We start from the raw sequence: 13,923 nt of genomic DNA, 5'->3' as shown, positions 1-13,923 counted from the left end.
AAGTGCACTTTTATTAGAATGAATATAGATAATTAACCAATTGGATGAGCGCCTAAAAGGACTCTTTTTTATTCAAATTAATGTTCATATGTGTTCCGTTCATTATTTATAATATTGACCACAATTTATGTAATTTTGCATAATGTTACATAAATTGTGTATTTTCTCTTTTTTCCGACAGAAATAGACAGTATACTTTGTACAAGCTTTCTATTTCAAAAATTATACGAGGTGAAATAATGAAAAACACAAAGACATTAACTAAGGTAGCATTAACAACAGGATTAGCTTTAACAGCTGTGGCACCATATGGGGTAGGTCATGCAGAGGAAACAGATCAGTTACAAGTTCAAATTCAGGAGGAATCGTTCCGTTCGGGTGAACTTACACAACCGTCACAAAAGGCACCAGAAAATGTAGTAAAGGATGCACTTAAGGAGAAAACAGAGCAAGCTCTGTCCCAAAAACAAGTCAATGGAGAAGCAGGAGTAGATTATAAAGTCCTTCAAAAACGTGGTTCGTATGATGGAACTACACTTGTACGTATGCAGCAAACATACGAAGGAAAAGAAGTATATGGCCATCAATTAACTGCACATGTAGATAATAATGGTGTTATTAAAAGTGTTTCAGGTGATAGCGCGCAAAATTTAAAACAAGAAGAATTGAAAAAACCTATTAATCTATCAAAAGATGAAGCAAAACAATTTATTTATACGAAGTACGGGAACGATATCAAGTTTATTACTGAGCCAGAAGTTAAAGAGGTTATTTTTGTTGATGAAAATAATGGACAAGCTAAAAATGCATACCAAGTTACCTTTGAAGCCGCAACACCAAACTATGTTTCTGGTACTTATTTAGTAAATGCACAAAATGGTGATATGTTAAAAAATATGGTACAAGAATCTAACTTAAAGGCCAGTGACAAACTAGTTGGAGCTTTAAAGAAAAGTAAACAAAGCAGTCTTACATCATTAACTGGAACAGGAAAAGATGATTTAGGTATTTCTCGTTCATTTGGTATCTCTAAACAAAGTAATGGCAAATATGCTCTTGCTGATTATACAAGAGGGCAAGGGATTGAAACATATGATGTGAATTACAAAGATATTACTAAAGAAGAAAGCTATTATCCTGGTACATTAGCGACTAGTACTTCGGCAACATTTAACGATCCCAAAGCGGTAAGTGCTCATTACTTAGCAACAAAAGTATTTGATTTTTATAAAGATAAATACAAGCGTAATAGCTTTGATAATAAGGGACAAAAGGTAGTTTCAGTTGTACACGCTTGGGATTCTGAAGAGACGAATGATCCGAAGAATTGGCAGAATGCATTAAGTGCTAATAATGGAAGTATGCTTGTATATGGTGATCCTATTGTTAAAGCATATGACGTAGCTGGACATGAATTTACACATGCTGTTACTTCTAGCGAATCTAATCTTGAATATTACGGGGAATCCGGTGCGATTAATGAGGCACTATCTGATATTATGGGAACATCTATTGAGAAATACGTAAATAATGGAAACTTTAACTGGACAATGGGAGAACAAACGGGATCTGTTTTCCGTGATATGGAAAACCCAGCTTCTGTTCCATCTTCACTTGGAGTACCTTATCCAGATGATTACAGTGAATTTAACGATTTTAATGGATGGGATCAAGGCGGTGTTCATTTTAATTCAAGTATTATTAATAAAGTTGCGTATCTCATTGCAAAAGGCGGAACTCATAACGGAGTGACTGTTAAAGGAATTGGTGAAGATAAAATGTTTGATATTTTCTATTATGCAAATACTGATGAGTTAAACATGACTTCTAATTTCAAAGAATTGAGATCAGCATGTATTCGAGTGGCAACTAATAAATATGGTGCAAATACAGCTGAAGTTCAAGCAGTTCAAAAGGCATTTGATGCAGCAAAAATTAAGTAATTTAGAAATATAGTTATCATTCGTATATTAATACATTATGAAAAAACAGCTAATATCATTTTAAGGATATTAGCTGTTTTTTTACTTAGCAATGTATTGTTGGAAATAAACTGACTAAGCAATAATTAGGTGCGTTATCTGTAAGAAGTTGCGACAAATAAATAAGGTTTAAAGTGTGTAAAAACAGAAAATTAATAATATATTGACCTCTTGATAGAAAGTCTATAAAATGAAAGCGATAACAAACGATTGCTTTAAAATGATTTCCCTGACCTTTTAGCATTTACAAATATATGAGGGCATACACAAATCTATTTTTTTAAGCAATTTATGCAAACGCTTCCGTATTAAAAGGTCATTGAAATACATACGTGAAAATAGCCAATATGGAGGTGAAGCAAAAGAGATTTCTAGATTAATTTAAGCAGTGTTATTCAGTGTAAGCATAATAAATCGCTAGTAATATTTGAAGAAAGGGTGTATGTGGTGCAAATTATAAAAAGATTAATTAACAAAACAGTTTTATTACTTACTTTAATCGTTATGTTATCATCTGTTTTCTCCTTTCAGGGTGTGAAGGCAGTTTCAAATTCGAAAACAACTGAAGTTATCATTCATTACAAAGAGAAGCTTGGAAATACAAAAGACTGGAATCTTTGGTTATGGGGAGAAAATGCAAATGGTACATCTTATGAATTTACTGGTGAAGATGAATTTGGAAAATACGCTAAGATAAAAATAGACGGTGACTATAATCGTGTAGGATTTATAGTTCGAACAAATGAATGGGAAAAAGATGGTGGGGATCGTTGGATTGAAAATATAAAGGGCGGTCGTGCTGAAGTATGGATTCTTTCGGGCGATGAAAAAGTATATAACTCTAAGCCTTCTTCAGATCTCTCAATTCAAAAAGCAACTATTGATAGTTTCCATGAAATTACCGTAACGACTAATGTCCCGTTTCATATTAGGGAAAAGAAAATTGAAATTGAAGGCATTAAAATTAAAAATATTAGTCCTTATGATATAAATAGTGGAGATATTACTAATAAGGTCAAAATAATTACGGAACAGAAAATTGATTTAAAACAAACATACAAAGTTAAAATAGAAAACTTAGCTGATACGAATACTGAAATTGGTAAAGTCATTCGTAGCGAGGAATTTGATAATTTATTTTATTATAGTGGTAACGATTTAGGGAATACATATACCGCGCAACATACAAAGTTCCGTTTATGGGCTCCTACTGCAAGCGAAGCGAAGTTAGTTACATATAAAAACTGGAACGATAAAATAGGTGCTGAAATAAACATGCAACAAGGTGAAAAGGGAACTTGGACAGCAGAACTAAAGGGGAATCAAAAAGGGCTCTTTTATACGTATAAGGTCAAAATTGGTGATAAGTGGACTGAAGCGGTTGATCCATATGTGCGTGCTGCTTCTGTAAATGGAGATAAAGGTGCAGTCGTTAATTTAGAAGAAACAAATCCGAAAAAATGGAAAGCAAACAAAAAGCCAAAATTTAAAAATCCGGAAGATGCTATTATTTATGAGTTACATGTACGCGATCTTTCCATCCAACCTGAAAGTGGTATTAAACAGAAAGGGAAGTATTTAGGTGTAACAGAAAAAGGAACAAAAGGGCCAGAAGGTGTAAAAACAGGACTTGATCATATAAAGGATCTAGGTGTTACTCACGTTCAGTTTTTACCGATATTTGATTATGCTTCTGTAAATGAAGAGACTTTAAATGAACCGCAATATAACTGGGGATATGATCCTAAAAATTTCAACGTTCCAGAAGGCTCCTATTCTACAAATCCTTATGAGCCGACTGTGCGAATAACTGAATTGAAGCAAATGGTTCAAACACTACATGATAATAATCTTCGAGTAGTGATGGATGTAGTATATAACCATATGTATAACGCTGCTGAATCTAATTTCCATAAGTTAGTTCCAGGTTATTATTATCGTTACAATGAAGATGGAACATTTGCAAATGGAACTGGAGTAGGAAATGATACTGCTTCAGAAAGAAAAATGATGAGGAAATTTATGATAGATTCCGTCACATATTGGGCAAAAGAATACAATTTAGATGGATTCCGTTTTGATTTAATGGGTATTCATGATTATGAAACGATGAATGAAATACGTAAAGCTGTTAATCAAATTGACCCTTCTATTATACTACACGGAGAAGGATGGGATTTAAATACACCTCTTGCAGCTGAGCTGAAAGCAAATCAAAAAAATGCAGAGAAAATGAAAGGGATTGCTCATTTTAACGATAATATACGTGATGGGTTGAAAGGTAGTGTATTTGAGGAAAAGGAAAATGGTTTTATAAATGGAAAGGAAAACATGGAAGATCGTATTAAAAAAGGTATTACGGCAGGTATTGACTACGATACAAATTCGTCTACCTATCAAGATCCGGAACAGGTATTAACTTATGTGGAAGCACATGACAATCATACATTATGGGATAAACTTGAGTTAACTAATTCAGGTGACAGTGAAGAAGTGCGAAAACAAATGCACAAATTGTCTTCTTCAATTTTATTAACATCACAAGGAGTTCCATTTTTACATGCAGGGCAAGAGTTTATGCGGACGAAATACGGTGATCATAATAGTTACAAATCTCCAGATTCAATTAACCAGATGGATTGGCTGCGCCGTGCAACGTTTAATAATGAAGTAGATTATATGAAGGGTTTAATAGAATTACGCAAAAAGTACTCAGCTTTTCGAATGACATCTGCAGAGCAAATAAAAACACACGTATCATTTATTGATGCTCCGAAAAATACGGTAGCTTATACAATAGAGGGGAATAAAAATGAATACTTTACAGTGGCTCACAATGCAAATAGAGAAGCTGTTGAAATAACACTTCCATCGAAAGGGCCTTGGAAAGTACTAGTAGACAGCAAGCAGGCGGGAAGTAAACCACTTTATGTTGTCCATGACAATAAAATTAAAGTTCCTGCATTAAGTTCATTTGTCTTAAAAACAGAGAAACCGATTAAATAAAAGCGAAGAATGTGGAAATAAATACTGCATTGAGCAAATTTAACAAGGATTGCAAATAAAAAAAGCGAAGTGAAGATTATTCTCACTTCGTTTTTAAAGTTAATGTAATATAATTTCACATACTGTAATTATATTACAATTTAATAAAAGAAATAAGCAATAGATTATTTCTTTTGTGGCAGTAGGAGAAGAAGATATCTTTGAGTTTATTTATAAAATTACCTGAAATACATTCGTAATTCAGATAATGTTTATTATATATTCGAACATATAACGAACTAGATGTTCGAGTTGTATTAATTCCTACAAATCGTTTAAAAATAACAAAGGCGTAAAAAGTATAAGGAATTAAAATAGAGAAAAGACACCATTCAAGGTGTCTTTTCTCTATTTTGAATATGAAATGTAAGTAACTCGATTGTATGTAATAGTATGTGATATTTTCACACTAACTGATTAAGAAAAATTTAAAACTCTTTTCTTAATCTATTTGTAATAAATTACATCATAAAATTTTATCGATATAATAAATAAAACTTTCTCAACATTATTTGATTTAATAACTATATTCAACCGCTCTCCAATCCATTACAATAATTTCACATTGGAAATACATGAATATTCTCAATGTTATAAATGGTTTATACCTTATAGGATTACTATGGGAAAGGATGTGAAATATCCAAAAAGAAATCATTTTTTATGATGAAATAAAAAATTTTAATGAAGAAAAAGTTATTTCATTATTTTCAAGTTTCGTTAAAGTGCATGTATTTATAATCACTATGAGACAAGGAGCAGAATCCAAAAAAATTTTTGTAAATTAGAAAATTGCATTTCAAAAATAAGTTAAACGTTTATGGAGGGTTATATGAGCGAGAAAATTTATTACTGGTCTCCGATTAAGCATTGGGAGAAGTTGCATAATGAAGTTTTGATAGGGGAAATGAGATTTACAGGTATTCTGTCTGAGTGGTTTCCAGATTTTTATTTTATGGCTCAAAAAGGTGTGAAAATTAGTGAACTAGTAGAGCGCTTTTCGTTAGGAAATGTAGAAGAGACACAAAAAAACATAGAGCTCATGATAAAAAATCGTGTGTTAGTAAGTAATATATTACACCCAAGAGAAGTATTTTCTTCACAAGAAAAGATTTTTTCAAATCCATATAGCAACCAGATTCGCTTTTCTAAAGAAAAGTTAGATAAGTATATGAGTGAACAATTAAATCGCACGCACGTTGCTGCACGGTCGACCGAAATTCAACTTGAAACAACAAATGAGCTACCTACTATAATTAAGGAACGTAGATCTTGTCGTCAATTTGATACGGAAAAACATATTAGTTTTTCGGAATTTTCCCAATTCTTATCAACTCTAAAACAGGTTAAGGAAGAAAAAATATACTATCATTACGCAAGTGCAGGCGGGCTCTATCCCATTGATATCTTTGTTTATATAAAACCAAAACGTATAGAGGATATGAAAGCTGGATTTTATTATTATAACCCATCAAAAAACAGTCTTGTGATTGTAAACAACATTGATCAAGTGATCAAAAGTGATCATGAGTTAATTAATCAGGATTTATTTACTCAATCTGCATTCTCAGTTTATTTGATTTATAATGCGAACGCTTCTATCCCGAAATACGGTTCAGATGGATATTTATTTGCTTGTATTGAGTCAGGCATTATCACTGCTACCTTAAATATGGTTGCTGAAACATTAAATTTAGGGGTTTGTTCAGTTGGTCATATGAAATTTGAAGATATTCAGCAATTTTTATGTTTGGATAATCATCAAGTGTTTCTCCATGGGCTTGAAGTTGGCTTAAAAATTAACGAGTAGAAGAAATGAATATTAGGGGGATAAAGATAAAAATGCACATTAAAGATCGAAGTTCAATTCATGAAAATAAAGAAGTAGAAGCGTTTTGGAAGGAGCAATTATCTTCCGAGATTCTCGATTTTTCTGTATTTAAATTTAATAGCGATTACCAACTAAATAAAGAAACACCTTGTGAGTACGTTCAAGTCAGAGTGAATGTAGAATTTAGTAAAAGTATACAAAAAATAAGTAAGTCTCAAGATTTATTATTATTTAGCTGGTTTCAAGCCGCTTTAAGGGTTTGTTTGGCACATTATACAGATCAAGAAAGAATTACCATTGGTATTCCTATAATTGAAAAGAATCTTGAACAAAGTGAGAATCTTAATAAGTTGATTCCTTTAGGAAGTGAAATCCATCCGCATCACCCCTTTAAACAATTAGTAAATGAGATTGAACAAACGACTTTATTCGGGTATGAAAATCAGGAGTATCCGCTCTCTGAATTATTAGTTAAACACAATTTAACTCCTTTTCAAATTGTAATCGGGATGGAAGGATTACATAATGAAAATTCGCTAGAAGAATACGCAGAGAATAATTTAGCCCTATGGATACGAAGAAAATGGAATGAAATACATAATGAATTTGAATTTCAAATTTCTTGTAAGTCCCGTTCATTCTCTTCTTTGCAACAGTTTGCCAATTCGTATTGTTATGTTTTAAAGCAAGTTTCACAAAATCCGAATTTGGCATTGAAAGATATTTGTATTATTGCAGAAGAAGAAAAAGAGTTGTTAGAAGGATTGAATACTTTTCAAACGGGCATAGACTTGTTTCAATCATTTCAAGATTTGTTTGAAGCGCAAGTATTAAAAACTCCAGATCAAATTGCTGTTGTTTGTAATGATCAATCTTTGACATATAGAGAATTGAATAAGAAAGCGAATCAATTGGCTTCTATTCTTCAAAGTAAAGGTGTTTCAAAAGAAAGTATTATTGGCGTTATGGTAGATCGGTCATTAGAAATGATTATTGGTATGATGGGGATTTTAAAAGCAGGAGCAGCGTATTTACCAATCGACCCTAACTACCCAACTGAACGAATTGAATATATGTTACAAGATAGTCAAGCAAAATATTTACTTAGTAAGCGAACAGAGGAAGTATTGCCGCAATTTGCGGGTGAAGTACTGTATCTTGATAAAGAATATCTTTTCCAAGGTGAAGAAAGTAATTTAGTACGAGAACATAATCCTAATGATTTGGCTTATGTTATTTACACATCAGGATCGACAGGAAATCCAAAAGGGGTAATGATAGAACAAAAATCGCTAGTTCATTTTTTAAATGTAATGAGAGAAAAAGTAAAGGCTAATCAATCATTCTTGTTTCTTGCTAGTGTATCTTTTGATATTTCCTTGTTAGAAATATGTCTTCCTTTAACGCAAGGTTCAAAAGTAGTAATTGCTACAGAGGACCAGTTTGCAACAAAAGAATTGGCTCATTTGGTCAAAAAACATAAGGTGGATTTATGGGAATCAACGCCATCGCGAATGGAAGTGATTTTGAGTGATCCAGAAGGGGCAAATTTTCTAAAAGATTTAAAATCTATTTTATTAGCAGGAGAAGCATTTTCCATTGATTTGGTTGAAAAAATTCGTTGTATCAGTGAAGCAACAATTTTAAATATTTATGGTCCCACAGAAACAACCATTTGCTCAACAGTAAAAGACTTGAGCATTTCCAAAGAAGTTACGATTGGCAAACCAAATCCGAATTATCATTCCTATATATTGAATAAGTATGGCCAATTAAAACCATTTGGAATTCCTGGTGAACTCTGCATTGCTGGAGTAGCGGTAGCACGAGGGTATCTTGGTAAAAGTAAACTGACAGATGAAAAATTTGTACCGAATCCTTTTACGGCAGGAGAAATGATGTATCATACAGGTGATCTCGTTCGTTGGTTGCCTAATGGAGAACTTGAGTATTTAGGTCGAATGGATCATCAAGTGAAAATTCGGGGGTATCGGATTGAATTAAGAGAAATCGAAACTCAATTAAGGGAATATCCAGAAATAAACCAGGCTATCGTTGTTGATCAAGTGTATGGAAATAGGAAATTATTAGCTGCCTACTATGTATCGGATAACAAGGTGTCTTTTGGTGAAATCAGAAAATATTTAAGTGATAAATTACCTGAGTTTATGATTCCTGAAAAAATGATTCAGGTAGAAGAGATTCCATTGAATCCAAATGGAAAAGTGGATAGAAAAAGGTTATTGGATATAACACAAACGGATTATGTATCAATCCCATACGTTGCCCCGCGCAATGAAATTGAACAAAAATTAGTGTGTGCATGGGAAAAAGTTATGGAGATTGAGGGAATCGGTATTCATGATAATTTTTTTGCATTAAAAGGAGAATCCATTAAAGCACTTCAAGTAATTAATTTACTAAGAAAAGACTGCTTAAAAATAAGTACAACAGATTTTTTTAAGCACCCTACAATCGCTCAACTGAGTTCTTGTGTAAAGTTAGAGCATAAAGAGGAAAACTTTGAAAGTAGACCAACTCATGTTAAAGATTTATCTAATCCATTTTCCTTAACAGAAGTTCAGACAGCGTATATGTTAGGAAGGAATTCACAGTTTGAATTAAGTGGTATTTCACCTCAAACATATTTTGAATATGAAACAACATTGGATATCAATCGTCTTTCAAAAAGTTTTCAAAAGGTAATCCATCGTCATCCAATGTTGCGAGCTGTAATTTTACCAGAGGGAAAACAGCAAATATTACAAAGCGTTCCTGATTACGAGATTGAAATAGTGAGTCTCATAGATTTAGATGATAGGAATCAACATGCTCGCTTACAAGAAGAGCGTTCTCGAATGACTAACCATGTATTCCCTTTGGGGCAATGGCCTTTGTTTGAATTGAAAGCTTTTCTTTTAAAAGAAGACACGTATTTATTATGTTTTCGATACGATGCTTTGTTAATGGACGGAGCAAGCATGAACATTGTTGGACAGGATTTGTTGCATTATTATTATAAACCAAATCAAAAATTAGAATCTTTATCTTTTGATTTTCAAGATTATATGTTTATCTATGATGAAATGGAACAAAGCGAAGAATATAAAACAGCAAAAGATTATTGGACAAGTAAGCTTCCTGACTTTCCGTTTGCACCTTCTTTGCTGTTAAAAAAGGATCCAGCAGAGATTGCTACTCCTAAATTCCAATCACTTACAAAAATCCTGGATAATAAAAAATGGACAAAGCTAAGAAAGTTAGCACAAGAGAAAGAGGTAACTCCTTCCGCTCTACTTTGTACAATATATGGTGATGTGTTGGCATATTGGAGTAATCAACGTCGATTAGCAATTAACTTGACTGTATTTAACCGTTATCCTGTTCATGATGAAGTAGAACAGATTGTTGGAGATTTCACATCGCTTATTTTATTGGATGTTGATGTAAAACCAGAGCAAACTTTCTTTACTAGAGTAAAAGAAACGCAATCTACTTTATTAGATGGCCTTGAACATCGTCATTACGATGGAGTTAACTTTATTCGAGATTTTACTCGATATCATCAAATGACGCCAAAAGCAGTTATGCCAATCGTTTTCACCTCGATGTTAGCAGGTGCAGGTGCTTTCTCTTGGGAACAACTTGGTTCTCTTCGCTATATTCATGCTCGGACTCCACAAGTGTATTTGGATAATGTAGTAATTGAAAAAAATGGTGAGTTATTAATTAGCTGGAATTATGTTGAAGAGTTGTTTGATATTGATGTGATAGAAGCAATGTTTTCCCAATTTGTTGACTTATTGGAACAATTGGTGAAACAAAGCGATATAACATCTTTGCAGATGAAAGAATCGGATCAAACTTTAATTGAACAATATAATGAAACAACAGAAAAAATACCTTCAACTACTCTGTATCAATTATTTACAGACCAAGTAAAACGTACACCGAATGAAGTAGCGGTGGTATTTGAGCAAAAATGGTTAACATACTCGGAACTTCATAAACGCTCCAATCAAATTGCCCACTTCTTAAAAGAGCAGGGCATTGGTCTTGGTGACAAAGTCGGTCTTTTAGCCAAAAGACGAGTTGACACAATTGTTAATATGCTAGGTATTTTAAAAGCAGGTGCTGCTTATGTTCCGATTGATCCCAATCATCCTTTAGATCGCCAAACATATATTTTAAAAAATAGCTCATGCAAGCTTTTATTAGAACCTAGTCTTTATGAAGAAAATGATTTGTCATTTTATACAACAGAAGACATGCCCGCTATTGCTGGTCCAGAAGATATTGCCTATATTATATACACTTCAGGAAGTACAGGAAAACCAAAAGGAGTAATTATTACTCACCAAGCGGTTACAAATACGATTCAAGACATAAATCAAAAATATGAGGTAAATGAAGATGATCGTATTATTGGTATCTCTTCCATGTGTTTTGACCTATCTGTATACGATATTTTTGGAGCTTTAAGCACAGGTGCAATGTTAGTAATGATTCGTGATCCGAGAGACATGCAAGAATTAATCCGCACTGTCGAACGTAGAGGGATTACAATTTGGAATACAGTGCCTGCAATCATGGATTTGGCATTGGATCAAGTAGGTTCTCATTTTGAACATTCTTCTTTACGTTTAGTTTTACATAGTGGAGATTGGATTCCGCTTTCTTTACCAGAAAAAATAAAACGACATTTTCCGATTGCAGAAGTAGTTTCACTAGGAGGAGCAACAGAAGCATCGATTTGGTCAATTTATTATCCGGTCAAACAGGTGGAATCACATTGGAATAGTATTCCATACGGGATGCCCTTGGCAAACCAAACGTATTATGTGTTGAACTATGAAAAGAAAATGTGCCCTGTTGGTGTAATTGGAGATTTATATATCGGGGGAGTGGGCCTTGCTAAAGGATATTTAAATGATGAAAAGAAAACAAATGAAGCGTTTGTGTCACATCCTGATTTTGGTCTTATATACAAAACAGGAGATTGTGGAAAAATGCATTCTGAGGGATATATTGAATTTTTAGGCCGCCAAGATTACCAAGTAAAAATTCAAGGGTATCGAGTAGAGTTAGAAGAAATCGCTCATTGTCTTCTAACTTATAAACAAGTCGAACATGCTGTCGTAATTGATCAAACAGATGAGAACGGAATAAAATTTTTAGTTGCATATGTGGTAACTGAGCAAAATATTAGTACAACAGAACTACGAAAGCATTTGCGAGATCACTTGCCAGATTACATGATTCCTTCTTATTTTGTTTATTTGGATCAATTACCCTTGACTCCAAACGGTAAATTAGATAGAAAAGCGCTCCCTACTCCCGAGAAACAAACAAATGAAGTATTTATTGCTCCAAAAACTGAAATGGAAAAAATATTAACTAGTATTTGGCAAGAAGTACTCAAAATAGATCAAGTTGGAGTAAATGATCATTTCTTCGCCTTAGGTGGAGATTCGATAAAAGCGATTCAAGTGTCCGTCAGACTGTATCGACAAGGATTTGAGCTTGAACCAAAAAATCTATTTTCATTTCCTATATTAAGGGACATGGTTCAATTTGTTAAAAAGCTAGACCATTTTTCAAGTTCACAAACAAATGATGTAAACATAATGAACGATAATAAAGCTACATTACTAAATATTAAAGATAAACAACTTAATCAACAAACACTTACCAAAATACAAGAAAAAATGCCGGATATAAAAATAGAACGTATTTACCCGTTAGCACCTTTCCAAGAAGTTATTTATGAACATGCTACGAATGAACCTGATACAAATGCATATTTTGAACAAACAATTTGGGCACTTGAGGGGGAGTTGGATATTAAACTCTTTATTCAGTGTTTCCAACAATTAGTTGATCGTCATGATTCTTTAAGAACAATAATTGTGCAAGATGAACAAGCAAAACCTTGGCAAGCTGTTCTATATGATGTTCAAATAAATTCAGAAATAAAAAACTTGATTGAGATGACGAAACAAGAACAGCAAGAATTCCTAAAACAGTGGATGAATGAAAATTTAAGTCGAGGATTTAAAAATGATGAACTTATGACACGTCTCTGTATATTCCAACTAGGTAATAACGAGCATAAGGTAATTTGGAGTTCCCATCATCTATTATGTGATGGTTGGAGCGTCAGCATTTTGATAGACGAATTATTCCAGCTCTATGAAACAACAAATGCGGGAACTACGGCGGGGTTACCTATAGTAAAACCTTTTGAAACATTCATAGACTGGACTTTGGTACAAGATCATGAGAAAGCACGTCATTTTTGGAGGGATTATTTATCAGGATACAATCAGAAAATTAGTATTCCTAAAAAGAAAGTCCCATCTAAAAGTGAAGGGTTAAACTTCACTTTTATGGATTTAACCTTAGACAAGGATTTGACTAATCAGTTACAGACATTTGTAACTAAAAACAATATAACTATGAATACAGCACTACTAGCTGTATGGGGAATATTACTTGGCAAATTCAACGGAACGAGAGAAGTAGTATTGCCTAATCTCGTATCAGTCAGACCTCCCGAAGTAGAAGGAATTGAAAGTATGTTCGGTCTGTTCACAAATGTTTTGCCTATCCGATTAGCATGGACAGAAACGCAGTCTTTTGTGGACTTCCTGCAAAAGGTACAACTAGAGACATTGAAATGTAATGAGTATGCATACTATTCATTTGTTGATATACAAAAGCAAAGTGAATTAAAAACTGAGTTGACTGACCATCTTTGGGTTTTTGAAAACTATCCAACTAATCCAGCAATCTTTTCTTCAAATGAAAACAGACATTTTGCTATCACGGATTACGAAGTTGTTGATGAGCCACATGTAAAGTATGGAATTATGTGCTTCCCTGAAGAAAGACTTACAATAAAGTTTGGATATGATCAAACTTTATATGAAGCGAAGAAAATACAGGAAATATTAAATCACATCCATTGCTTAATCAACATGATTCTTCAAAATCCAATACAAACAATTTGTGATTACAAATTATAAAAAATGAAAAGGCGAGCAAGAACTCGCCTTTTTAAAT

The 13,923-nt window shown here is 33.2% G+C and carries 4 protein-coding genes; all 4 read left to right on the top strand.

Annotated features, from left to right (window positions below):
• Positions 1 to 239: 239 nt before the first annotated feature.
• The 4 genes from DOS87_RS14665 to DOS87_RS14650 all read left to right on the top strand — a co-directional run bounded on the left by DOS87_RS14665 (position 240) and on the right by DOS87_RS14650 (position 13,886).
• The gene (locus tag DOS87_RS14665) at positions 240 to 1,943 is read left to right on the top strand and encodes a M4 family metallopeptidase (RefSeq protein WP_000799184.1); all 1,704 of its coding nucleotides are present in this window, start codon (positions 240 to 242) and stop codon (positions 1,941 to 1,943) included.
• Between the two features lie 486 nt (positions 1,944 to 2,429).
• Positions 2,430 to 4,988, top strand: coding sequence for a type I pullulanase (gene pulA / locus DOS87_RS14660; protein WP_098577950.1), 2,559 nt, complete (start codon positions 2,430 to 2,432; stop codon positions 4,986 to 4,988).
• A gap of 871 nt (positions 4,989 to 5,859) precedes the next feature.
• The gene (locus DOS87_RS14655) at positions 5,860 to 6,837 is read left to right on the top strand and encodes a SagB/ThcOx family dehydrogenase (protein WP_063675424.1); all 978 of its coding nucleotides are present in this window, start codon (positions 5,860 to 5,862) and stop codon (positions 6,835 to 6,837) included.
• A 32-nt stretch (positions 6,838 to 6,869) separates the two neighbouring features.
• Positions 6,870 to 13,886: a non-ribosomal peptide synthetase gene (locus tag DOS87_RS14650; RefSeq protein WP_142330495.1), complete on the top strand. Its 7,017-nt coding sequence runs from the start codon at positions 6,870 to 6,872 to the stop codon at positions 13,884 to 13,886.
• The last annotated feature ends 37 nt before the right edge of the window (positions 13,887 to 13,923 follow it).

It is taken from the genome of Bacillus sp. CR71, assembly GCF_003429245.1.
Classification (GTDB): Bacteria; Bacillota; Bacilli; order Bacillales; family Bacillaceae_G; genus Bacillus_A; species Bacillus_A thuringiensis_S.
This window is presented reverse-complemented; position numbering and strand designations above follow the sequence as displayed.

Bases quoted from the DNA above. Each gene is read 5' to 3' on its own strand.
- DOS87_RS14665 (WP_000799184.1), top strand. From the start codon at position 240: ATGAAAAACACAAAGACATTAACTAAGGTAGCATTAACAACAGGATTA.
- DOS87_RS14655 (WP_063675424.1), top strand. From the start codon at position 5,860: ATGAGCGAGAAAATTTATTACTGGTCTCCGATTAAGCATTGGGAGAAG.
- DOS87_RS14650 (WP_142330495.1), top strand. From the start codon at position 6,870: ATGCACATTAAAGATCGAAGTTCAATTCATGAAAATAAAGAAGTAGAA.